The organism is Sodalis sp. C49 (genome assembly GCF_046352915.1).
In the GTDB taxonomy this organism is placed as follows: domain Bacteria; phylum Pseudomonadota; class Gammaproteobacteria; order Enterobacterales; family Enterobacteriaceae; genus Acerihabitans.
Window position 1 is genome coordinate 4,007,800 of sequence record NZ_CP163303.1, and the last position, 24,382, is coordinate 4,032,181.

Genomic DNA, 24,382 nt, shown 5'->3' on the forward strand with positions numbered 1-24,382 from the left:
CACGGTTGGCATTAGCCTGTCCTATGGTAGCCAGTCATCCCGGAGCGAAACGCGTACGGAAAGCGCACGGTCACACGGAAGTACGCTCAATGCAGGCAAAGACCTGACGATTACGGCCACCGGAAACGGTGCGGACGGTCGGGGAAATATCAGCGTTCAGGGTAGCCAACTGAAAGCGGGCGCGGATATTGCGCTTGCCGCCACACAGGATATCACCCTGCTGTCTGCACAGAATACCGAACGCATCGACAGTAAAAACAGCAGTAAGGGCGGCAGCGTTGGCGTCGGCATCGGCGTCGGAGCCGGCGGTTACGGCGTCAGCGTATCGGCGAGCGTCAATGCCGGCAAAGGGCATGAGAAAGGCCGCAGCCTGACCCATTCGGTAACCACCCTTGATGCGGGACAATCTCTCTCCCTCACCAGCGGTCGCGATACTACCCTGAAAGGGGCGCAGGTCAGCGGAGAGATGATCAGCGCTAATGTCGGCCGCAATCTAACCCTAACCTCCGAGCAGGACAGCGATCGCTATGATAGTCAGCAGCAGAACGCCAGCGCCGGCGGCAGCTTTACCTTTGGATCGATGACCGGTTCTGCCAGCGTGAACGTCAGCCGGAATACGCTGCACAGCAACTATGACTCGGTTACGGAACAGACCGGGCTGTTTGCGGGAAAAGGCGGCTATGATATCAAGGTTAAAGATCACACCCAACTGGACGGAGCGGTTATCGCTGCCACGGCAACGCCGGACAAAAACACGCTGGACACCGGCACGCTGGGCTGGACGGACATTGATAACCAGGCCGACTATAAGTCTGAACATCAGAGCGCGGGCTTTAACAGCGGCGGACCGGTTGGCGGTAATGTGCTAAGTAACGTCAGCGCGCTGCCGCTGGCGGGCACGAACCATGAGAATCATGCTTCCGGCACGACGAAAGCGGCGGTATCGGCAGGCAGTCTGATCGTTCGGGATCAGGTGAATCAGCAACAGGATATCAGCCAGCTCAGCCGGGATCCAGACCATGCCAACGACGGCAGCATCAGCCCCACCTTTGATAAAGAAAAAGAGCAGAAACGGCTGCAAAAGACACAACTTATTAGTGATATTGGCACGCAGGTGCTTGATATCTATAATACCCATGCGGAGACGAAAGCCACCCGCGAGGCCACGGCTGTGATGTCCGATAATGCGGCCCTTTCCCAACTTAAGGCGCAGGCGAAAATGGAGCTCGATACGGTGAAGCGTGCCAACCCCGCAGTTGAGAATGGCCCGCAGGCAGTAAGGGATAAGGCCTGGCAGATGGCTTACGACAATGCCCTCTCAGCACAAAGCGCCGGAATGGGCGGCAGTGTCAGGACGGGGGTCAATGCCGTGGTGGGCGCGCTGCAGGGACTGGCCGGCGGGGATATCAAGGCGGCGCTGGCGCAGGGTGCGGCGCCCTACCTGGCGGACAAGGTCAAGACTATTACCACGCAGGGCAAGCCGCATAGCGAACTGAGCGATGAGGAGAAGCGGAATAACGTGGTGGCGCATGCCATCCTGGGCGGGGTGATAGCCGAGTTGAGCGGCGCCAATGCCGTAGCGGGAGCGACCGGTGCGGCAAGCGGCGAAATGGCCGCGCCGGCGATAGCACTGGCATTATACGGCACGGCGGACAGCGATAAATTGACATCACAACAAAAGGAGAACCTGGGCGCGCTGTCGACGCTGGCGTCGGGGATCGCGGCGGGAGTCAGCAGCGGCAGCATATCAGGTGCGACTGCGGGGGCGCAGGCTGGCAAAAACGCGGTGGAGAATAACTTCCTGAATGGTGATGAAGCCCGTGCGTTTGAGAAAGAGTGGACGGAATGCAAGGCTACGGGCGGTGACTGTGGCGCAGTTCGGGACAAATACGCAGCGATAAATGCCCGACGCAACGAAGAACTCCAGCAAATATGTACCGACAGCCCCCTCACCTGTGCGAGCTATCAAAAACAGCTGGTTGATACCGGTATCGATGCGGCCACACGCCCCACATGGATGCCAGACTGGTTCGGTGCGCCAATACGAGATGATGAGATCCGTGGCGTGGTACAGACGGAAAATGCCAAGGCGTTGGAGTATATCCATAAAAACACCGATAACTGGGACCGACTGGGGTCGTTTGTGGCGGAGCCGGAAAATGTCCTAGGACTTGCCGGAACAGCGAAGTCATTCGTGGCCTCATCCGCGACCACAACAGCGAAAGCCACGGGTGCCGCCATGAGTCTGGGGGCAAATGCCGGTGTACAGGTGTTAGAGGGGAAAACAGGCGAAAAATTTGATTACACCAGTTTCTTCACGTCAGGTGTGAGTGGAACCGCCGGGGTAGGGAAATCGCTTAACTCTAATGTCAGGTTGAATGTAGGGGGAGCCTATTTTAGCAGCCATGTAACGGGCGAAAACTCAGAGGCTGCAATGATGGGGGCGGCGGGTGGAACTGCTATTGGTTTTGGCTTGGGTACAACGATCACGCGCCCATGGGAAGCTAAACTTATCAAAGAACATTTTGGCATGGAAGCGAGTAAAAATGCCCTTAAATATTCCGAGACAACATTCGGGCCAGGTTATTTATTCAAAGAAGTAAAACTAAGCCCTATACCTGGGATTGCAGGCAGTACAAGTGCAGCTACAGTGCAGGAAGCGACAAGTACCCTAATACAAAAGGATGGTATTGAAAATTGAAGAGGCCGTATTTATCGTTAATTGTAATCATGGCCTATTTTTCAGCAGGATTCAGTGTTGGAATACCACTTGCTATTTGGCTTTCATTGAAAAACATCACTGAAATCAATTTTTCTGATTATGCCATTCTAGGAGCATGTTATGGTGCTATTTGTGGACTTGCTATATGGCTGCTATATAGATTTAATTTACATTAATAGGTGTTAACAACTTTTAAGCTTTATATATCCCGGCCCCTGCGCCGGGATTTTATCTTACAGACCCGCTTGTTATTCCGTAAGCGATGAGATGCTCTTCCCCCTTCTTCACGACAGCATCCATTTCCGCCATGATGGATAAACTTTAATCAGAAGAAAAAGTAAGAGAAATACCCTGTCTGCAATGAAAATTACCGGTATCAATCTGGCTAAAACGAACTTTTATCTCTTCAGCGCCTCGCCAGTTCTACTCTCCAGAACTGAAGTTAAAGCTGGTTCAGCTTGCTCTACAACCAGGTACATCCGTTGCCGAGGTCGCTCGCCGCCACAACGTGAATGACAATGTCCTGTTCAAATGGATACGCTTGTTCGAGTGTGAAGGACGGGTTACCCGCCGTCAGCCCAAAGCCGGCCACACCCCGTCAGCCACCACGCTTTTACCTGTCCATATCACCGAAAATCCCGCGACGCCTGCGGCCCCGCAGAAATCTCCGCTGGAGCACCCCTGTTCCTGTGAAATCACATTTCCCCGGGGACGGATGATGTTGACGTCACCTTCGGCCGAGTTGCTGACCGTCCTGGTTCGTGAACTCATGCAAGGCCCGCAATCATGATCGGCTTACCGGCGGGCACCCGTATCTGGCTGGTCGCCGGTCAGACTGACATGCGAAAGGGCTTCCAGAGCCTGGCCGGCCAAGTCGTATCCGCCCTCCAGCAAGACCCGCTGTCCGGCCATGTCTTCGTCTTCCGGGAAAAACGCGGCAACCTGACAAAGGTGTTTTGGTCGACCGGGGACGGCCTGTGCCTGCCGGCAAAACGCCTTGGGCGCGGCCGCTTGGTCTGGCCGCAATCCCGGGAGGGAAAAGTCTTCCTGACGCCAGCCCAGTTATCGATGCTGTTTAAAGAAATAAATTGGAAACAACCGGAACGCACTTCGTTTAACCTGGCGATATTGTAATAACCCGATAGCTTCCCTTAACATCCTGGCATGAAACGAAAAAATCATGCCTTGCCCACTGATGTGCCCGCGCTGCAAGCGCTGGTACTGCAACAACAAACGCTGGTCGCGCAACAACAGGCGACCATCGCATCCCTGCACAATGACCTTAACGCACGCAAAGCAGAAATCGACCGCCTGCTGGCGCAACTGGCGAAACTGCGGCGCCTGTACTTCGGCCGCAGCTCGGAAAAGGCCGGGCGACAGATAGTCCAACTGGAGCATCGCCTGGAAGCGCTACTGACGAAAGAGACGTCCCAGTCTGCGCGTGTCGAGGACCCGGCGGTGCCGCCGGCCTTACGCCCCTCACCGGTACGTCGGCCTTTACCGTCACACCTGCCGCGTGAAGAGTGCTGCCTGGAGCCGCACGAGCCGGCCTGTCCCGCCTGCGGCGGCGATCTTAAGCCGCTGGGCGAAAATGTCAGCGAACAGCTTGAGCTGATTAAAAGCGCGTTCAAGGTGATAAAAACCCGGCGTAAGAAGAAGGTCTGCGCCCGCTGCGATGTCATCGTCCAGGTGCCGGCGCCGTCGCACCCCATCGAACGTGGCATCGCCGGTGCGGGCCTGCTGGCGCGCGTGATGACGGCGAAATACGCCGAGCACTCGCCGCTATATCGACAATCGGAAATCTTTGCCCGACAGGGCGTCACACTGAGCCGGGCCACCATGGCCGGCTGGGTGGGGTTGTGCAGTAATCTGCTGGCGCCGCTGGCCGACGCGGTATGCGACTATGTTATGGACACCGGCAAGGTGCACGTCGACGACACGCCGGTGGACGTGCTGCAACCCGGCAAAGGTAAACCGAAAACCGGCCGGCTGTGGGTCTATGTGCGTGACGACCGCAACGCCGGTTCGCGACTTCCACCCGCGGTGTGGTTCACCTACAGCCCGGACCGCAAGGGGATTCATCCGCCAACGCATCTGGCCGGGTTCAGCGGACTGTTGCAGGCGGATGCGTACGCGGGCTTCAACCCGCCATACGAAGAAGGCCCTATCCGCGAGGTCGGCTGCATGGCCCACGCCCGGCGTAAAATCCATGATATCCATGTTCGCCATCCGTCGCCAACCACCACCGAAGCCCTGCAGAGGATCGGTGAACTGTATGCTATCGAAGCCGACATCCGGGGGCGCCCGGCCGAAGAACGACAACAGGTGCGCGAAGCGCGATCCCAGCCGTTACTGATGGGCCTGGAGAGCTGCATCAGGGAAAAACTCACCACATTGCCGCGACAGGCCGATACGGCAAAGGCGTTCAACTATCTGATGAACCACTGGCCGGCGTTGTGTTACTACGCCGGCGATGGCTGGGCGGAGATCGATAACAATATCGCGGAAAACGCGCTGCGGATGGTGAGCCTGGGCCGGAAAAATGATCTCTTCATGGGGTCGGACAGCGGCGGCGACCGGGCCGCGCTGATGTATACGCTGATCGTCAGTTGCAAACTGAACGGCGTCGAACCGGAAGCCTATCTGCGCCATGTGCTGGCTAATATAGTGGATCATCCCATCAATAAGATCAAAGAGCTCCTGCCATGGAATCTCAATATTCCTGCTGAATAACTGTCAATACGGCGCTGGGCGTGCGCTTACTCTGCCGTGGACTTCCGGTAGGCTAATGTTGCCAACCGGGCTGTAGGGGCCCGGATATTTTAACGACCAGGCCGGTTCCGTTTGTGGTGTCCTTTAATCCGCGCCCGGAGAAAATCCCGCGCATAATCTGGTTGGATCCTATGCGGGCATCGTCCTGCGTTAGGTATCAACCTCGTCCCGCCTTTCTGCTACAATCCCAGGCCGTCGTTTATCATTATCAATCCCAGGAAATCACCATGCGCCTGAACCCCAGCCAGCAGCACGCCGTCGAATTTGTTACCGGGCCTTGCCTGGTGCTGGCCGGCGCCGGATCGGGCAAGACGCGCGTCATTACCAATAAAATCGCCCACCTTATCCGCCAGTGCGGCTATCAGGCGCGGCATATCGCGGCGGTGACCTTTACCAACAAAGCCTCGCGGGAAATGAGGGAGCGCGTGGCGCAGACCCTGGGACGGCAGGAGGCGCGCGGTTTAACCATCGCCACCTTCCATACCCTGGGCCTGGAGATTATCAAGCGGGAATACAAAGCGCTGGGCATGAAGGCGAAGTTCTCGCTGTTTGACGAGCACGATCAATCGGCTTTGTTAAAAGATCTGACGGAACAGTGGCTGGAAGGGGATAAGGATCTGCTCAAGCAACTGGCGTCGGCGATCGGCAACTGGAAAAACGATCTGCTCGATCCTGTCCAGGCGCAGGCTGCGGCGCGTACCGAACGCGACAAACTGTTCGCCCATTGCTATGCGCTCTATGACGCCCATCTGCGCGCCTGCAACGTGCTGGATTTCGACGATCTGATCCTGCGGCCAACCCTGTTGCTGCAACGCGACGCCGAGGCGCGCGAGCGCTGGCAGAACCGCCTGCGCTATTTGCTGGTGGATGAGTATCAGGATACCAATACCAGCCAGTATGAACTGGTGAAGATGCTGGTGGGCAGCCGCGCGCGTTTTACCGTGGTGGGGGATGACGACCAGTCCATTTACTCCTGGCGCGGCGCGCGCCCGCAAAACCTGGAACTGCTGCAGCGCGATTTTCCAGCGCTTGCGGTGATCAAGCTGGAACAAAATTACCGCTCCACGGAGCGTATTTTGAAAGCCGCCAATATCCTGATCGCCAATAACCCGCACCTGTTTGAAAAAAAGCTTTTTTCCCAACTGGGCTACGGCGAGGCGCTGAAGGTGATCACCGCCAATAATGAGGATCACGAGGCGGAGCGGGTGGTGGGGGAGCTGATCGCCCACCATTTTATCCGTAAAACCCGTTATCGCGATTACGCTATTCTCTACCGGGGCAACCATCAGTCCCGGCTGTTTGAAAAAATGCTGATGCAAAACCGCATTCCCTATAAAATTTCCGGCGGCACCTCGTTTTTTTCCCGGCCGGAGATCAAGGACCTGCTGTGTTACCTGCGCGTTCTGACCAATCAGGATGACGACAGCGCCTTTTTGCGCGTGGTGAATACGCCGCGGCGGGAAATCGGTCCGGCCACCCTGCAAAAGCTGGGGGAATGGGCTTCGGCACGCAATAAAAGCCTGTTTGACGCCAGTTTTGATCTGGGTTTAAGCCAGACGCTGAGCGGGCGCGGCCTGGAATCCCTGCAACGTTTTACCCATTGGATGGCCGGCATTGCCCGGCTGGCGGAGCAGGAGCCGGTGCCGGCGGTGCGCGATTTGATCCACGGTATGGAATATGAAAGCTGGCTGCATGAAACTTCGCCCAGCCCCAAGGCCGCTGAAATGCGCATGAAAAACGTTAACCAGCTGTTCAGCTGGATGACCGAGATGCTGGAGGGGTCGGATCTTAACGAGCCGATGACACTTGATCAGGTGGTAACCCGTTTTACCCTGCGCGAAATGATGGAGCGGGGCGAGAACGATGAAGAACTGGACCAGGTACAGCTGATGACCCTGCATGCGTCCAAGGGGCTGGAGTTTCCCTACGTGTTCCTGGTGGGGATGGAAGAGGGCCTGTTGCCCCATCAAAGCAGCATTGATGAAAATAACATTGATGAAGAGCGGCGGCTGGCGTATGTGGGCATCACCCGGGCGCAAAAAGAGCTTACCTTCACGTTATGCCGCGAGCGCCGTCAGTACGGCGAGACTATCCGGCCGGAGCCGAGCCGTTTCCTGCTGGAGCTGCCGCAGGACGATCTGGCCTGGGAAAGCGTGCGCAAAGTGGTCAGCCCGGAGGATCGCATGTCACGGGGACAAAGCCATCTGGCCAGCATCAAGGCGCAATTGGCGAAAGCCAAGGGACAGGAGCACTGACCGCCCGGCACCGCAGCGGATAGCGGGGCCGGCCGATTGGGTTGCGCACCGTGCCGGGGAACCGGCGCGTAACCCCACGCAGTCCGGGGTTAGGGCAGTTTGTGCTAAAGCGGCTCCATTTCCTCAAGCAGCATCGGCCAGTGGACATAACTTTGCCACTGGCTTTCCTGCTCGAGGTATTCGGCGCGCAGCGGATGCTGCGCCAGCCATGCGTGGGGTAACAGCACGTGCAGGGTATCGTCCAGGGCCCGCAGCTTCACCTCCGGCACCGTTTCGTCCCGACGGCGACTGGCGAAGATAATCGCCAGGCGCATCAACCGGCACAGCCGCTGCGCCATGCGCGGCGGCAGGCTGTTTTGCTGGCTGAGCTGCGCCACATCGATCTGATGGCTCTGGTTTTGCAACAGGGTGGCGATAAGCTTTTGCTGGGCCGGGGTAAAACCCGGTAAATCGGTATGGCGCACCAAATAGGCGGCGTGCTGCGGGGCGTTTTTAATATCGATGCTCAGTCCAATCTCATGAATCATGGTCGCACAGTGCAGGATGGCAAAACATCGTTCGTCCAGCTGCCACGCCTTGGCCACCTGCAGGGCGAAATCCGCCGCCAGGGAACTGACCCGCTGCGCCTGCTCGGTATCCAGCAGGTAGCGGCGCTGCATATTCTGCAGCGTGCGTTCGCGAATATCCTCGCACACCGGTAAATCCAGCATACCGTACATAATGCCTTCGCGCAGCGCGCCGCCGGCGAGCGTCATGGTCTTGATGCCCAGCTCATGGAATACCGCCAGCAGGATTGACAGGCCGCTGGGGAAAACCAGCGCCCGATCGAGGGTCAGGCCTTCGATTTCCAGCTCTTCGAGCTTACCGCACTGGATAGCCCGCTGTTTGAGCTGCAACAGCTTGCTCAGGGTTATCTGTTCGTCCATGCCCTGGGCGACCATGATTTCCTGCAGCGCCTGCACCGTGCCCGAGGCGCCCACGCAGACCTGCCAGCCGCAGGCCAGGAGTTTCGACACCACCGGGCGGATCATGGCGCGCGCCGCCTGTTCCGCCTGATCAAAATTTTCCCTGGTCAGGCTGCGATCGCTGAACCAGCGATCGAGCCAGGTGACGCAGCCCATTTCCAGGCTGAACAGCTCAAGCGCCTGCGCGCCGCGTCCCACCACCAGTTCCGTGCTGCCGCCGCCGATATCCACCACCAGGCGCTCATCCGACCCGCCGGTGGTATGGGCCACGCCCTGATAAATCAGCCGGGCCTCCTCTTCGCCGCTAATCACCTGGACATCGCAACCCAGGATTTCCCGCGCGGTCACCAGGAACGTCTCGGCGTTGGTGGCGATGCGCAGGGTGGCGGTGGCGACCACGCGGATATGCGCCGCGGGAATGTCCTGCAGATGTTCGGCGAACAGCCGCAGGCATTGCCAGCCGCGCTGCATGGCCTCGGGAGTCAGCGCCTTGCCGGCATTGAGCCCGGAGGCCAGGCGCACCTTGCGCTTGATGCGCGCCAGCGTCTGGACGGTGCCGGCCACCTCGCGCACCACCAACATATGAAAACTATTGGAACCTAAGTCAATGGCGGCATAGAGCGAGGTGCAACTTAGCATGGTGTTCAGCCCGGACGTTTACGGTTATGACGTGGCGCCCCGCCCGCACCGCTGCGGCGGGATGCCGAGTGGCGGCGCGGACCCGTGCCCGGCCGTGCGCGGGTCAGGCGTTTCGGCGCCGGCAGGTCGGTCATCAGCGCGTCGCTGTTATACTTACTGACAGGGATCTGATGGCCAATATAGCTTTCAATCGCCGTCAGGTTCAACGCATATTCCTCACATGCCAGGCTGATGGAGCTGCCGCTTTCGCCGGCGCGTCCCGTGCGGCCGATGCGGTGCACGTAATCCTCGCAGTCATCGGGCAAATCATAGTTGAACACATGGGTGACCAAAGGGATGTGCAGGCCGCGCGCCGCCACGTCGGTGGCTACCAGGATGTCCAGCGTGCCCTGGGTAAAATCCTCCAGGATGCGCAGGCGCCTTTTTTGCGATACGTCGCCGGTCAATAACCCGACCCGATGGCCGTCGGCGGCCAGATGGCCCCAGATATCCTCGCACCGGTGCTTGGTGTTGGCGAAAATAATGCAGCGATCCGGCCACTCTTCTTCAATCAGCGTCTGTAACAGGCGCATCTTTTCTTCATTGGAAGGATAAAAAAGCTCTTCCTGGATACGATAGCCGGTTTTTTGCAGCGGCTCGATTTCCACATACTCAGCGTTGTTCATATGTTCAAACGCCAGCTCACGTACACGATATGAAAGGGTGGCGGAGAACAGCATATTCAAACGTTGTTCAACGGCGGGCATACGACGGAACAACCAGCGGATGTCCTTGATAAAGCCCAGATCGAACATACGATCGGCTTCGTCGAGCACCACCACCTGGATAGCGCCCATATCAATATAATTCTGCTTGGTATAATCGATCAGGCGGCCGGTGGTGCCAACCAGGATATCCACCCCGGATTCGAGCACTTTCAGCTGCTTGTCGTAACCATCGCCACCGTAGGCCAGACCCATTTTCAGGCCGGTGGCCTGGGCTAAGAGTTCAGCGTCGGAGTGGATTTGCACCGCCAGTTCGCGGGTTGGCGCCATGATCAGCGCCCTTGGCTGATTGGTCTGGCGCTGCTCGCTGGCAGGCTGGGTGAGTAGGTGATGAAACGTGGCGGCGAGGAATGCCAACGTTTTTCCGGTACCGGTTTGCGCTTGTCCCGCGACATCTTTCCCGTCAAGGGTGATGGGTAATGTCAGCGCCTGAATAGGCGTACAATTATTAAATCCTTGTTTTTCAAGGGATTCAACAATCAGCGGGTGCAGGGCGAAGTCGGAAAACTTCTTTTCGGTTAAGTGTGTTTTGCTCATAGTGTGGTAGAATAACAGTTAACTATTGCATTACGAAAGCGTATCCAGTGAAATAAAGTCAACCCGTCGTTGGTTAACCTTAAACCAGCCGGGTAATGATAATCCTGTGGAGTAGAACATGAGCGATAAAATTATTCACGTAAGTGACGACAGCTTCGAAAAGGACGTGTTGCAGGCAAAGGGACTGTTCCTGGTGGATTTCTGGGCGGAATGGTGCGGCCCCTGTAAGATGATCGCGCCCATCCTGGCGGAAGTCGCTGATGAATTCGAAGGTAAATTGACTATCGCCAAGCTGAACATCGACGAAAATCCGGCCACCGCGCCCAAATACGGCATCCGCGGCATTCCCACCCTGCTGTTGTTCAAAGATGGCGAAGTGGTGGCGACTAAAGTCGGCGCGCTGTCCCGCAGCCAGTTGAAAGAGTTCCTGAATAAAAACCTGTAATCGGCAAAAAACGGTTATCTCAACGGGCCCTGACGTTCACTATGTTTTCTCGTATTGACCGCTAGACGCCCGCCAAGAACCGTGCTAAGTTTATGTCCACTGCATTTAGATCTTACCTGTAGTTTGAATCTGAGCTTTACTCTTTGTCCGAGTCCTGTTGTTGAACAGTTGGTCGAACCGTTTGTTGAACCATAAACGGCTGATAAACGGCACAGGCGTTACAAGCAAGGTGTTCAAGCCACCTGGATTTGAATTGATCCGTTTTTAGGCGCTCTCAATCTTCAGTCTTCTTGTACTCATTTTGCATGAATTGCTGTTCATCAGCCCAAACGGGATGCGCTGGGATTAAATGCCGTTAGACAGGCACGATTTTACGCTGCCATACCATTCACAAAAACAGTTCGAGAAATACCCCGAGTTTAAGAACCCACCATTATGAACCTTACCGAATTAAAAAATACGCCGGTTTCTGAGCTAATTACTCTCGGCGAAAACATGGGGCTGGAAAACCTGGCCCGTATGCGCAAGCAGGACATCATCTTCGCCATTTTAAAGCAGCATGCGAAAAGTGGAGAGGATATCTTTGGCGACGGCGTGTTGGAAATATTGCAGGATGGATTCGGTTTCCTCCGCTCCGGCGACAGCTCATACCTGGCCGGCCCTGATGATATCTATGTTTCCCCCAGCCAGATCCGCCGCTTCAACCTTCGCACCGGCGATACCATTTCCGGCAAGATCCGTCCGCCGAAAGAGGGCGAGCGTTACTTTGCGCTGCTGAAGGTGAATGAAGTCAACTACGACAAACCGGAAAATGCCCGTAACAAAATCCTGTTTGAAAACTTAACCCCGCTGCATGCCAACTCCAGGTTGCGCATGGAACGAGGCAACGGGTCCACCGAAGATCTGACGGCGCGCGTGCTGGACTTGGCCGCGCCTATCGGTCGCGGCCAGCGCGGCCTGATCGTGGCGCCGCCGAAGGCCGGTAAGACCATGCTGTTGCAGAATATCGCGCAGAGCATCGCCTACAACCATCCGGATTGCGTCCTGATGGTCCTGCTGATCGATGAGCGGCCGGAAGAAGTGACCGAAATGCAGCGACTGGTCAAAGGCGAAGTGATTGCGTCAACGTTCGATGAGCCGGCGTCCCGCCACGTTCAGGTCGCCGAAATGGTGATTGAAAAAGCCAAGCGTCTGGTCGAACATAAAAAAGACGTCATCATCCTGCTCGACTCCATTACCCGTCTGGCCCGCGCTTACAACACCGTGGTCCCCGCCTCGGGTAAAGTGCTGACCGGTGGTGTGGACGCCAACGCCCTGCACCGGCCAAAACGCTTCTTCGGCGCGGCGCGTAATATGGAAGAGGGCGGCAGCCTGACAATCATCGCCACGGCGTTGATTGACACCGGCTCGAAGATGGATGAAGTGATTTACGAAGAATTTAAAGGTACCGGTAATATGGAACTGCACCTCTCGCGCAAAATCGCCGAGAAACGTGTCTTCCCGGCGATTGACTATAACCGCTCCGGTACCCGTAAGGAAGAGTTGCTGACTACCCAGGAAGAGCTGCAGAAAATGTGGATCCTGCGCAAGATCATCCACCCGATGGGCGAAACCGACGCCATGGAATTCCTGATGAACAAATTAGCGATGACCAAAACCAATGACGAGTTTTTCGATATGATGAAACGCTCGTAATTCACAAAAACTCGGGTAACGCCACGTCAAGACGTGGCGTTTTTTGTTTCTGATGCTAGGATAGTGAGTTCTTACTTGCCGCTGCCTGACGAATAGAGGTTTAGCCAAGCGGCCTTTTGCTTCAGTTCACCCGACGGAGATTCGGGTGTGACGAAAAAGATGACAAATCAATATTTCAGTGTCACCTAACCCAGTGACGATTGAGGCAGAGAGTGGGGGGCGTCTACATCGGTGGCGCTTCTAACAGCCTGATGGATGCAGAGAGCTTTCTATTGTGAACCTACTCAATATGAGTACTGATTTTTTCGCTATTTTTTTGTTTTCAATGGTTTTTTTGTTTTTCTCCCGCAAGGTTGCGCAAAAGATCGGCCTGGTTGATAAACCCAATTACCGCAAACGACACCATGGGCAAATCCCGTTGGTGGGCGGTATCTCCATTTATGCCGGCATCTGTTTCACGTTCATTTATACCGATCACTTCGTGCCGCATATTGGCCTGTATCTGCTGTGCTCCGGCATCCTGGTGCTGACCGGGGCGCTCGACGATCGTTTTGATATCAGCGTCAAGTCCCGCGCCACCATCCAGGCGCTGGTCGCCGTCACCATGATGTACTTCGGCGGCTTATATATTAATAGCCTGGGATTTGTGTTCGGCCCCTGGGAAATGGTGCTCGGACCTTATTTTGGTTATCCGGTCACGCTGTTCGCCGTGTGGGCGGCAATCAACGCGTTTAACATGGTGGACGGCATCGACGGGCTGCTCGGCGGGTTATCCTGCGTCTCGCTCGGCGCCATGGGCATCCTGATGTTCAAGGACAACAATCCCAGCCTCGGCTTGTGGTGTTTTGCCCTGATTGCCGCCATTTTGCCGTATATCCTGCTGAATCTCGGCCTGTTCGGCCGCCACTATAAAGTGTTTATGGGCGACGCCGGCAGCACCATGATCGGCTTCAGCATTATCTGGATTATCCTGCAAAGCACCCAGGGCACCGGGCATCCCATGAACCCGGTCACCGGCCTGTGGATTATCGCCATCCCCCTGATGGATATGATTGCCATCATGTACCGCCGCATGCGTAAAGGCATGAGCCCCTTTTCTCCCGATCGGCAGCATATCCACCACCTTATCATGCGCGCCGGCTTCAGTTCACGGCAAGCCTTTGTTATTATTACCGTTACCGCCGCCATCCTGGCCGCGTTCGGTGTGGCGGGCGAACAGTGGTTCATCTGGCCCGATTGGCTGATGTTTATGTTGTTCATCCTGGTTTTTTTACTCTACGGCTATTTGCTGAAATGCGCCTGGCGGGTGGCGCGCTTCGTTAAACGCACCAAGCGGCGGTTCGGCGCCAAACAGAGACCCACTAACCGTAATGCGGGACAAAAATGAGATCAGAAACCCAACCGACGGCCCGCGATGCGGCGCTGGATAACGAGCTGGATATCCGGGGGCTTTTTTGCGCCCTGTGGCGCGGCAAGCGCTGGATTATCGGCACCGCCCTGGTGTTTGCGGTTCTTGCCCTGGTCTATTCTTATCTGGTAAAGCAGGAATGGACCGCGGCGGCGGTCACCGATAAACCGACGGTGAACATGCTCGGCAGCTATTTTTCCCAGCAGCAGTTCCTGCGTAACCTGGATGTGAAAAATACCGCCTTGCCCACCTCGGATATGCCGGGCATCGGCGACGAGGCGTACCAGGAATTTATCCGCCAGCTGTCCTCCTATGACACCCGCCGCGATTTCTGGCTGGCAGCCGATTACTATACCTCGCGCAAACAGGGCGACGCCCATGCCGATGCGGTCTTGCTGGATGAAATGATCGGCAATATCCAGTTTTCGCCGAGGGATGATGCCAAAAAATTGCCTGATCAGGTGACCCTCACCGCCGAAACGGCGGCGGACGCCAATCTGCTGCTGCGTCGTTATGTGGCGTTTGCCAGCCAGCGCGCCGCCGGTCATCTGAATGAAGATATCATCGGCGCCTGGACGGCGCGCACCATCTCACTCAAGGCGCAGGTCAAGCGCCAGGAGGCGGTGGCCAATGCCATTTATGATCGCGACCTGAGCGCGCTGCGCCATGCCCTGGATATTGCCAAGCGGCAGGGCATCAGTCATAGTCAGATCACGGTCCCCGAGGAGCAATTGCCGCAGTCGGGGTTGTTCCTGTTGGGAGAACAAGTGCTGCAGGCGCGGCTGGAAGCCCTGCAGGCGGCCGGTCCCGGTTTTGATGTGGAATACGATCAGAATCGGGCCATGCTGGCCACGCTTAATGTCGGCCCGACGCTGCAGAATACATTCCAGACTTACCGTTATTTAAGGACGCCCGAGGAACCGGTTAAACGCGATAAACCGCGCCGGGTTTTCCTGCTCATTCTCTGGGGCGCTATGGGTGGCCTGGTCGGGGCCGGCGTTGCGCTGGGCCGCCGCCGCTAAGAGCAAAGCCTCGGGACTGCCATTAATCCGAATGGGTGCGCCGCCACTACGCGGCAGAATAGAGAAGCCACGCGTACGGCTTATTTGAGACGGAAAGGAATTTGCTGTGAAAGTGTTGACAGTCTTCGGCACAAGGCCGGAAGCCATAAAAATGGCGCCGCTTATCCTGGCCCTGGCCAAGGACCCGGCCTTTGAATCCAGGATTTGCGTCACGGCCCAACACCGGGAAATGCTCGATCAGGTGTTACGTTTGTTTGAAATCGTACCTGATTATGATTTAGATATCATGCGTCCGGATCAGGGCCTGACGGAAATCACCAGTCGTATCCTCACCGGCATGAAACCGGTGCTGGCGTCATTTCGTCCGGATGTGGTGCTGGTACACGGCGACACCACCACGACACTGGCCGCCAGCCTGGCGGCATTTTACCAGCAAATCCCGGTCGGCCACGTGGAGGCCGGATTGCGCACCGGCAATCTGTATTCGCCCTGGCCGGAGGAAGCCAACCGTAAATTAACCGGCCATCTGGCGATGTATCACTTTTCGCCCACCGAGAACGCGCGGCAAAACCTGCTGCGCGAAGGACTGGCGGGGGAACGGATATTCGTTACCGGCAATACGGTTATCGATGCGCTGTTTTGGGTTCGCGATAGCATTTTAAATGACGCCGGGTTGCGCGCCGGGCTTGAGACGCGCTACGATTTTCTCGACCCGCAGAAAAAGATGATCCTGGTCACCGGCCACCGGCGCGAAAGCTTCGGCGACGGCTTCGAGCGCATTTGCAGCGCGCTGGCGCATATTGCCCGCCATCATCCCGAGGTGCAGGTGGTCTACCCGGTCCATCTCAATCCCAATGTCGGCGAGCCGGTTAACCGCATTTTAAGCGGTATCCCCAATATTAAACTTATCGATCCGCAGGACTACCTGCCGTTTGTTTACCTGATGGACCGGGCCTATATGATCCTGACGGATTCCGGCGGCATCCAGGAGGAGGCTCCGTCCCTCGGTAAACCGGTGCTGGTGATGCGCGACGCCACCGAGCGCCCGGAAGCGGTGGCGGCGGGTACCGTGAGATTGGTGGGTACCGATCCCAAAACCATCCAGGCGGCGGTCTCCCGTTTATTGACCGACGCCGATGAATATCTGGCCATGAGCCGGGCGCATAATCCCTATGGGGATGGGCAGGCCTGCCAGCGAATTATCGACGCGTTAAAGAATAATCAGGTGACAGTATGAGTTTTGACCAGATCTCCGTTATCGGCCTGGGTTATATCGGCCTGCCCACCGCCGCCGCCTTTGCTTCGCGCGGCAAAAAAGTGGTGGGTGTGGACGTGAACCAGCGTGCGGTGGAGACCATTAACCGCGGCGAAATTCACATTGTCGAGCCGGACCTGGCCGACGTGGTGCAACGCGCCGTCGAAGAGGGACATCTTACGGCGGTAACCCGGCCGGTGGCGGCCGACGCGTTTCTGATTGCGGTGCCGACACCGTTTATGGACGGGCATGAACCCGACCTTAACTATGTGCGCGCGGCGGCGCTTTCGCTGGCTCCGGTCCTTAAAGCCGGGGATCTGGTTATCCTGGAGTCCACCTCGCCGGTGGGCACCACCGAGCAGATGGCGCGATGGCTGGCCGAGGCGCGCCCCGACCTGCGTTTTCCGCAGACGGCGGGCGAGGAGGCGGATATCAATATCGCCTATTGCCCCGAGCGCGTGCTGCCCGGCAAAATCATGGCCGAGCTGATCAAAAACGATCGGGTGATCGGCGGCATGACCGCGCGCTGTTCGGCGCGCGCCAGCGAGCTCTACCGGATTTTCCTGCAAGGTGAGTGTGTGGTCACTAACTCCCGTACCGCCGAGATGTGCAAGCTGACCGAAAACAGCTTTCGGGATGTCAATATCGCCTTCGCCAATGAGCTGTCGCTGATTTGCGCCGATCAGGATATTAATGTCTGGGAACTGATCCGCCTGGCCAACCGCCATCCGCGGGTTAATATCCTGCAGCCGGGTCCCGGCGTCGGCGGGCATTGCATCGCGGTCGACCCCTGGTTTATCGTCGCGCAGAATCCAGGCCAGGCCCGCCTTATCCGTACCGCCCGCCTGGTCAACGACGGCAAGCCGCTCTGGGTGGTGGACCGGGTCAAGGCGGCGGTGGCTGATTGCCTGGCGCACAGCGGCAAACGCGCCCATGAGCTGACCATCGCCTGCTTCGGCCTGGCGTTTAAGCCGGATATCGACGATCTGCGCGAAAGCCCCGCGGTCGCCATTACCCGGCTGATAGCCCAATGGCATGTGGGCAAGACCCTGGCGGTGGAGCCGAACGTGACGCAACTGCCCGCGTCGCTCGCGGGTCTCGCCACCCTGGCGGGGCTGGACAGCGCGCTGGATAGCGCGGATATACTGGTAATGCTGGTGGATCACCGTCAATTCAGGGCGCGCCCCCCGGCCGATATTACGCAACGCTGGATTATCGATACCAAAGGTGTCTGGCGCTAAGCTGCAACCCCGGCTTCGGCCGCTAGCCATCGGGTGGACCCTATGTCCGTGCATGCCACTATCGAACCGCTGGAGTGGGAAAGTGATTTTTTCACCTTAACCAGCGGCAAACTCAATTTTGATCCCGCCGCCGCGCCGCTGACCCTTTCCGCCCTGGATGCGTTCCAGGTGGTACAGGCCAAGGTGGCGGCCGACAGCCTGGCGCTGGCGGATGCGCTGGCTGTGCTGGGCTTCCGGCTGGTGGAAGGCGAAATTGATTGCTGCCTGCGGGTGCCGAAGCGGGACGGCGGTGGTGATGCCCAGGATGTCATTAACGGCGCGACCACCGGCGCGGCGCGAAACCGCGCCCAAAGCGGGCGCAGCGGCGCGCTGCGCATGGCCGGCCGCGACGACATGGCGGCCGTCGGCCTGCTGGCGTCGGCGGCGTTCAGGCTAAGCCGGTTTCGCGAACCCTGGTACCGCGGCGCGGACTGCCGTCGTTTCTATGCCGTTTGGGCACAAAATGCCATCCTGGGCGCTTTTGACGATCTCTGCCTGGTCAAGGGCCGGCCCGGGGCCGTCGAAGGCATGGTGACGCTCCGGCGACTCGGCACGGATGAGGCGCGTATCGGCCTGCTGGCGGTGGACCCGGCGCTTACCGGCCGGGGCATCGGCCGCATCCTATGCGCCGGCGCGCTGGCATGGTGCCGCCTGCAGGGGATATCGCGCCTGCGTGTCGCCACCCAGGCCGGCAATATCGCCGCGCTACGACTCTACATCGCATGCGGTGCCAACGTTGACAGCACCGCCTACTGGTTATACAGGTGACAACATGATCCCGTTTAATTCCCCACCGGTGGTGGGCACTGAAATCGACTTTATCCGCACGGCGATGGGCAGCGGCAAGCTGTGTGGCGACGGCGATTTTACCAAGCGTTGCCAGCGGTGGCTGGAGCAGCGTTTTGGCAGCCCCAAGGCACTCCTGACGCCTTCCTGCACCGCGTCGCTTGAGATGGCGGCCATATTGTTGAATATCCGGCCGGGCGATGAAGTGATCATGCCCAGCTATACCTTTGTCTCCACCGCCAACGCGTTTGTCCTGCGCGGCGCGACCATTGTGTTCGTCGATATCCGACCCGACACCATGAACATGGATGAAACGCTTATCGAGGCGGCCATCACCGCGAAAACCCGCGCTATCGTGCCGGTGCATTATGCCGGCATCGCCTGCGAAATGGACGCCATCATGGCGCTGGCGGCGAAATACCGCCTGGCGGTCATCGAGGATGCCGCCCAGGGCGTGATGTCCGCTTATCGCGGGAAACCGCTCGGTACCCTGGGACATATCGGCTGTTTCAGTTTCCATGAAACCAAAAACTACACCGCCGGCGGCGAGGGCGGCGCCACGCTCATCAACGACGCCACCCTGGTTGACCGGGCCGAGATCGTGCGTGAAAAAGGCACCAATCGCAGCCAGTTCTTTCGCGGCCAGGCGGATAAATACACCTGGCGCGATATCGGCTCCAGCTACCTGATGGCCGATTTGCAGGCCGCCTATCTCTGGGGGCAACTGGATGCCGCCGATATCATTAACCGCCGCCGCCTGGAACTGTGGAACCGCTATCGCGACGCGCTGCTCCCGCTGGCGGAACGGGGGCGTATCGAACTGCCGACGGTGCCGGAAGGCTGCCGGCAAAACGCCCATATGTTTTATATTAAGCTGCGGGATATCGCCGATCGCTCGGCGTTTATCGCGCATATGAAAACGGCGGATATCCTGACGGTATTCCATTATATTCCGCTGCACGACAGCCCGGCCGGGCTGCGATTCGGCCGTTTCAGCGGCGAGGATCGTTATACCACCCTGGAGAGCCAGCGCCTGGTGCGGCTGCCGTTGTTCTACAACTTAACCGACGAGCATCAATCCCAGGTCATCGGCGCGATTAACCGGTATTTCGCCTGATATGTCGCTGGCCCGCGCCTCGTTATGGACTGCCGGTTCGACGCTTGTCAAGATTGGCGTCGGCCTGCTGGTGGTCAAACTGCTGGCGGTGTCTTTCGGGCCGTCCGGCGTCGGCCAGGCGGGCAACTTCCGGCAACTGGTGACCGTGCTCGGCGTGCTGTCCGGCGCGGGTATTTTTAACGGCATCACCAAATATGTGGCGCAGTACCAGCACCAGCCGCAACAATTGCGCGCCGTGCTGGGCACCGGGTCGGCCATGGTGCTGGGGTTTTCCACGCTGCTGGCGGTGATTTTTTTAACGGCCGCCGAATCCATCAGCCGCGGGCTGTTCGGCCATGGCGACTATGCCGGCGTGGTGCGTGCGGTGGCCTTTATCCAGTTGGGTATCGCCTATGCCAACCTGATGCTGGCTATTCTGAAAGGTTTTCGCGACGCCGCCGGCAACGCCCTGGCCGTCAGCTGCGGCAGCGTGCTGGGCGCGGGCGCTTTTTTCCTCTGCTATAGGCTGGGCGGTTACCCCGGGGCGCTGGCCGGACTGGCGCTGGTGCCGGCCGTGACGCTACTGCCCGCGGCCCTGGTGGTGGCCCGGCGGCGGTGGATTAGCCCGGGCGATTTGTGTCCGTCATGGGATAGGCAGCTTGCCGGCCAATTGGGCAAATTTACCCTGATGGCGCTGATGACATCGTTCACCCTGCCGCTGGCCTATATTCTGATGCGTAATCTCCTGGCCCAGCGCTATAGCTGGGAAGAGGTGGGTATCTGGCAGGGGGTCAGCAGTATCTCCGACGCTTATCTGCAGTTTATTACCGCCTCGTTTACCGTTTACCTGCTGCCGACCCTGTCGCGTTTAAGCGATAAGCGCGCCGTCGCCCGGGAAATCGGGCGGTCGCTGCTGTTTGTGATGCCCGCGGTGGCGGTGGTTAGCCTGGTCTTGTGGCTGTTAAGGGATGTGGCTATCCGCCTGCTGTTTTCCGCCGAGTTCGAGGCGATGCGCGACCTGTTCGCCTGGCAGCTGGTAGGCGACGTATTGAAAGTGGGCGCTTACGTATTCGGTTATCTGGTCATAGCCCGGGCCTCGCTGCGTTTTTACCTGCTGACGGAAATCAGCCAGTTCGCGTTGTTGACCGGTTTTTCGCACTGGCTGATTCCCCTGCATGGCGCGCTTGGCGCGACGCAGGCTTATATGGCAACCTATATAGTGTATTTTTTACTTTGTAGCGGCGTATTTCTTCTTTATTGCAGGGAAAAATGATCCCATTAACCCATGTGCTTGGCGCGGATATCCCGCATCATAACCTGACGGTGCTGCGTTTTTTCAACGATCGGCTGGCGGGCGATCTCCCCGAGGGACAACCCCATCATTTTATGGTGGCCGCCGCCGACAGCGCACCGTTCGCGCCCTTTACGCGGCTTATTATCGCTACCTACGCGGATAAACGGGCGCTGGCGCGGGCGGTGGTGCGTTTAGCCGCCGCCGAACCGGCGAGGCGTTTCTTCCTGCACGGGCAGTTCAACCCGCGGCTCTGGCTGGCCCTGCTGCTGGGGACCTTGCCCGCCGCCCGGGTCAGCTGGCATATCTGGGGCGCCGATCTCTATGAAGAATCCCAGAGCGTAAAACACCGTTTGTTTTATTTGTTGCGCCGCCGCGCCCAGGGGCGGGTCGGCCATGTGTTCGCCACTGTCGGCGATTTGTCGGTCTATCACCCGCGCTATCCCCAGGTGCCGGCGGCGCCGCTGTATTTTCCCACCCGCATGGACCCGGCGCTGGGTTTTGACCGGCCGCCGCCGGTGGGTAAAACCCTCACTGTGCTGGTGGGAAACTCCGGCGATGCCGCCAATCGCCACCTGGAGGCGCTGGAAGCGATTCACCGCCAGTTCGGCGCCGACGTGCGGGTGATTGTGCCGCTGGGGTATCCGGCCAATAACGAGGCCTATATCGCCCGGGTGCGGGCGCAAGGGGAGAAACTGTTTCCGGCGGACCGGCTGGAGCTGCTGACGCGCCCGGTGGCGTTTGACGCTTACCTGACGCTGTTGCGCCAGTGCGATGTGGGGTATTTCCTGTTTAACCGCCAGCAGGGCATCGGCACGCTCTGCCTGCTGATCCAGTTCGGCGTGCCGTTTGTCCTGAGTCGGCGCAACCCGTTTTGGCAGGATTTGGCCGCGGAACAGGTGCCGGTGCTTTTTCACGGCGACAGGCTCGACCGATCGGTGGTGCGCGCGGCGCAACGGCAACTGGCCGGCGTGGATAAAAGCCGTATCGCCTTTTTTTATCCCAATTATCTGCAGGGATGGCGCCGGGCGCTGGCCGCCGCCGCGGGGACAAGCTCATGACCCTTGGCCAGTTCGGCGGATTGCTGGTGGTCTATGTGCTCTCGGTGCTGCTGGTGCTGACCCTGACCTATCGGGAATTTCGCCGGATACGCTTTAATTTCAACGTCTTTTTTTCACTGCTTTATTTATTGACCTTCTATCTGGGTTTTCCGCTGACCTGCATTCTCGCGTTTCGCTTTAATGTCCAGGTGGCGCCGGTGGAAAACCTGCTGGAAGCGCTGCTGGCCGCCACCGCTTTTTACGGGATTTATTATGTCAGTTATAAAACCCGCTGGTTTTCTTCTTCCCGGTCCGCCGCCGGGCCGGTATTGTCCCTGAACCGGGTGGAAACGCATTTGACCTGGATCCTGCTGGCGCTGACCGCCGTCGGCACGGTGGCGATATTCTTTATGCATAACGGGTTTTTATTATTCCGCCTGCAGTCCTACAGCCAGATATTTTCCCGCGATGTTACCGGGGTGGCGCTGAAGCGCTTTTTCTATTTTTTTATCCCGGCAATGTTAATTATTTATTTCCTTAACCCCACCCGGCGCAATTGGCTATTATTTTTATGCAGCACCGTGGCCTTCGGTATTTTCACCTATATCGTGGTCGGCGGGACCCGGGCCAATATCATTATCGCCTTCGCCTTGTTTTTGTTTATCGGCATCCAGCGCAACTGGATAAGCCTGTGGATGCTGGGCGCGTCCGGTCTGGTGGCCGTGGCCGCCATGTTCTGGCTGGCGTTAAAGCGCTACGGCCTGAACGTCAGCGGCGACGAGGGGTTTTATACGTTTTTGTATCTGACGCGCGACACCTTCTCCCCCTGGGAAAATCTGGCGCTGTTACTGCAAAACTACCCTAAGATAGCCTTCCAGGGCCTGGCGCCTGTGATTCGCGACTTTTATGTCTTTATCCCTGGCTGGTTATGGCCGGACCGCCCCAGCCTGGTGCTCAATACCGCCAATTATTTTACCTGGGAGGTTTTGGACAATCATTCCGGCCTGGCGATTTCGCCCACGCTTATCGGTTCGCTGCTGGTCATGGGCGGCGTGGTGTTTATTCCCTTAGGCGCCATCCTGGTGGGGCTTATCCTGAAAGGATTCGATACCCTGTATGAACGGGGCAAGGCGGCGTCGGACCGTTATCGTTCGGCGGTGCTGCAGGCATTTTGTTTTGGCGCCGTGTTTAATATGATAGTACTGGCCCGCGAGGGATTGGATGCCTTTACGTCGCGCGTGGTGTTTTTCGCCCTGGTATTCGGCATGTGCCTGCTGCTGGCAAAATTACTCTTTTGGCTGCTTAACCGCGCGGGGCTGATCCGTCCCAGGCGCGCGCGTGGGGCGACAGAGGCATCATCGTAAGCGCGTCAGCCTTTGTAAGGATAATAAATGGAAATTCAGGACGGAATCGCCCTGTACCGTATTCGCGGTTTGGTTATCTGGGGTTTTCGCGATCAGCGGCAGTGCGTCGATTACCTGTTTGCCGGCGGACGGGTCAAGACCGGCACCCTGGTGGCAGTCAACGCGGAAAAGGTGCTGACCTCGGAGCGGGATGCCGCGCTTGCCCAACTGCTGGCGGAGGCGCAATACAAGTACGCCGACGGCATCAGCATCGTGCGGTCGATTCGCCGCAAATATCCCGCCGCCGAGGTGGCGCGCATCGCGGGCGCCGATCTGTGGGAGGGTATTATGGCGCGGGCGGGCAAGGAGGGCACGGCGGTTTTTCTTATCGGCGGCCGGCCGGATGTGCTCGGGCAGACGGCCGAGCGCCTGCGCGCGAAATGGAACGTTAACATCGTCGGGATGCAGGACGGCTTTTTTGCCCCGGCCGGGCAGGAATCGCTGTTCGCCCGGGTCCGGGCCAGCGGCGCCGCTATCGTTACCGTGGCGATGGGCTCTCCCAGGCAGGAAAAGTTGATGCGCGATTGCCGCGCCAGCTATCCCGACGCGCTCTATATGGGCGTGGGCGGCACCTACGATGTTTTTACCGGCCATGTAAAGCGCGCGCCCCTCCTCTGGCAACGCATGGGCCTGGAGTGGCTATACCGCCTGTTCAGCCAGCCCAGCCGTCTCCGGCGCCAACTGAAACTGTTACGCTTTATCGGCTATTATATCAGCGGACGTTTGTAGGCGCGCGGACCCCCGCCGGGGGGTAAGTACCCGAAAAGAAGGGCTCATGGCGTTTTGACGGCGGGGAAAACGACCTAAGCGGGCAGGAAATGAGCAAAGGGTCATTAAACCCGGCAAAAGTAGTAAAAAGCACTAGACAGTCAGGCCGCGATTCCGTACTATCCCCACCCGCAACGGCGCTAAGCGCCCGTAGCTCAGCTGGATAGAGCGCTGCCCTCCGGAGGCAGAGGTCTCAGGTTCGAATCCTGTCGGGCGCACCATATTTAGTGCGCAAGTGC

19 protein-coding genes and 1 tRNA gene are annotated in these 24,382 nt (G+C 58.2%); 18 read left to right on the top strand and 2 right to left on the bottom strand.

The features are described 5' to 3' along the window. Positions 1-16: 16 nt before the first annotated feature. The 5 genes from ABUK12_RS18000 to rep all read left to right on the top strand — a co-directional run bounded on the left by ABUK12_RS18000 (position 17) and on the right by rep (position 7,749). Positions 17-2,701: a hemagglutinin repeat-containing protein gene (locus tag ABUK12_RS18000; protein ID WP_410016699.1), complete on the top strand. Its 2,685-nt coding sequence runs from the start codon at positions 17-19 to the stop codon at positions 2,699-2,701. Between the two features lie 421 nt (positions 2,702-3,122). Beyond that, the gene (gene tnpA / locus ABUK12_RS18005) at positions 3,123-3,512 is read left to right on the top strand and encodes an IS66-like element accessory protein TnpA (RefSeq protein ID WP_410016700.1); all 390 of its coding nucleotides are present in this window, start codon (positions 3,123-3,125) and stop codon (positions 3,510-3,512) included. Continuing rightward, on the top strand, positions 3,509-3,856 hold the full coding sequence (gene tnpB, locus ABUK12_RS18010) for an IS66 family insertion sequence element accessory protein TnpB (protein ID WP_410013128.1): 348 nt from the start codon (positions 3,509-3,511) through the stop codon (positions 3,854-3,856). The genes tnpA and tnpB overlap by 4 nt, the downstream gene beginning before the upstream one ends. Before the next feature lie 30 nt (positions 3,857-3,886). Next, complete coding sequence (tnpC, locus tag ABUK12_RS18015) at positions 3,887-5,455, top strand: IS66 family transposase (protein WP_410013129.1); 1,569 nt, start codon at positions 3,887-3,889, stop codon at positions 5,453-5,455. Between the two features lie 266 nt (positions 5,456-5,721). Then, entirely contained in the window at positions 5,722-7,749 is a 2,028-nt protein-coding gene (gene rep, locus ABUK12_RS18020) for a DNA helicase Rep (RefSeq protein WP_410013130.1), read from the top strand. A gap of 104 nt (positions 7,750-7,853) precedes the next feature. On the opposite strand, the gene gppA is transcribed toward rep, so the two are convergent. Together gppA and rhlB are read right to left on the bottom strand one after the other, a co-directional pair. Continuing rightward, the gene (gppA, locus tag ABUK12_RS18025) at positions 7,854-9,353 is read right to left on the bottom strand and encodes a guanosine-5'-triphosphate,3'-diphosphate diphosphatase (protein WP_410013131.1); all 1,500 of its coding nucleotides are present in this window, start codon (positions 9,351-9,353) and stop codon (positions 7,854-7,856) included. Positions 9,354-9,358: 5 nt separating this feature from the next. Further along, positions 9,359-10,654 carry an ATP-dependent RNA helicase RhlB gene (gene rhlB / locus ABUK12_RS18030; RefSeq protein WP_410013132.1) on the bottom strand — a complete coding sequence of 432 codons (1,296 nt, stop codon included), beginning with the start codon at positions 10,652-10,654 and terminating at the stop codon, positions 9,359-9,361. 118 nt (positions 10,655-10,772) lie between these two features. On the opposite strand from rhlB, the gene trxA reads away from it, so the two are divergent. From trxA to ABUK12_RS18095, 13 genes are all read left to right on the top strand, one after another. Beyond that, entirely contained in the window at positions 10,773-11,099 is a 327-nt protein-coding gene (gene trxA, locus ABUK12_RS18035) for a thioredoxin TrxA (RefSeq protein WP_162367082.1), read from the top strand. A 435-nt stretch (positions 11,100-11,534) separates the two neighbouring features. Continuing rightward, positions 11,535-12,794: a transcription termination factor Rho gene (rho, locus tag ABUK12_RS18040; protein WP_162367083.1), complete on the top strand. Its 1,260-nt coding sequence runs from the start codon at positions 11,535-11,537 to the stop codon at positions 12,792-12,794. A gap of 274 nt (positions 12,795-13,068) precedes the next feature. Then, positions 13,069-14,181: a UDP-N-acetylglucosamine--undecaprenyl-phosphate N-acetylglucosaminephosphotransferase gene (wecA, locus tag ABUK12_RS18045; protein WP_410013133.1), complete on the top strand. Its 1,113-nt coding sequence runs from the start codon at positions 13,069-13,071 to the stop codon at positions 14,179-14,181. Then, positions 14,178-15,224 carry an ECA polysaccharide chain length modulation protein gene (wzzE, locus tag ABUK12_RS18050; protein ID WP_410013134.1) on the top strand — a complete coding sequence of 349 codons (1,047 nt, stop codon included), beginning with the start codon at positions 14,178-14,180 and terminating at the stop codon, positions 15,222-15,224. The genes wecA and wzzE overlap by 4 nt, the downstream gene beginning before the upstream one ends. Before the next feature lie 106 nt (positions 15,225-15,330). Further along, the gene (wecB, locus tag ABUK12_RS18055; protein WP_410013135.1) at positions 15,331-16,461 is read left to right on the top strand and encodes a non-hydrolyzing UDP-N-acetylglucosamine 2-epimerase; all 1,131 of its coding nucleotides are present in this window, start codon (positions 15,331-15,333) and stop codon (positions 16,459-16,461) included. Next, complete coding sequence (wecC, locus tag ABUK12_RS18060; RefSeq protein WP_410013136.1) at positions 16,458-17,720, top strand: UDP-N-acetyl-D-mannosamine dehydrogenase; 1,263 nt, start codon at positions 16,458-16,460, stop codon at positions 17,718-17,720. Before wecB ends, wecC begins: the two co-directional genes overlap by 4 nt. 42 nt (positions 17,721-17,762) lie before the next feature. Next, a complete protein-coding gene (rffC, locus tag ABUK12_RS18065) occupies positions 17,763-18,527 on the top strand; it encodes a dTDP-4-amino-4,6-dideoxy-D-galactose acyltransferase (RefSeq protein WP_410013137.1) in 765 nt (254 codons plus the stop codon). A 4-nt stretch (positions 18,528-18,531) separates the two neighbouring features. Then, positions 18,532-19,662 (top strand): dTDP-4-amino-4,6-dideoxygalactose transaminase, encoded by a 1,131-nt coding sequence (gene rffA / locus ABUK12_RS18070; protein WP_410013138.1) that lies wholly within the window; start codon positions 18,532-18,534, stop codon positions 19,660-19,662. Between the two features lies 1 nt (position 19,663). Beyond that, positions 19,664-20,914 (top strand): lipid III flippase WzxE, encoded by a 1,251-nt coding sequence (wzxE, locus tag ABUK12_RS18075; protein WP_410013139.1) that lies wholly within the window; start codon positions 19,664-19,666, stop codon positions 20,912-20,914. Continuing rightward, positions 20,911-21,993: a TDP-N-acetylfucosamine:lipid II N-acetylfucosaminyltransferase gene (locus ABUK12_RS18080; RefSeq protein WP_410013140.1), complete on the top strand. Its 1,083-nt coding sequence runs from the start codon at positions 20,911-20,913 to the stop codon at positions 21,991-21,993. The genes wzxE and ABUK12_RS18080 overlap by 4 nt, the downstream gene beginning before the upstream one ends. Beyond that, positions 21,990-23,336 carry an ECA oligosaccharide polymerase gene (gene wzyE, locus ABUK12_RS18085; RefSeq protein WP_410013141.1) on the top strand — a complete coding sequence of 449 codons (1,347 nt, stop codon included), beginning with the start codon at positions 21,990-21,992 and terminating at the stop codon, positions 23,334-23,336. Before ABUK12_RS18080 ends, wzyE begins: the two co-directional genes overlap by 4 nt. Before the next feature lie 27 nt (positions 23,337-23,363). Next, positions 23,364-24,104, top strand: coding sequence for a lipopolysaccharide N-acetylmannosaminouronosyltransferase (gene wecG, locus ABUK12_RS18090; RefSeq protein WP_410013142.1), 741 nt, complete (start codon positions 23,364-23,366; stop codon positions 24,102-24,104). A gap of 183 nt (positions 24,105-24,287) precedes the next feature. Continuing rightward, positions 24,288-24,364, top strand: a tRNA-Arg gene (locus tag ABUK12_RS18095). Positions 24,365-24,382: the final 18 nt, after the last annotated feature.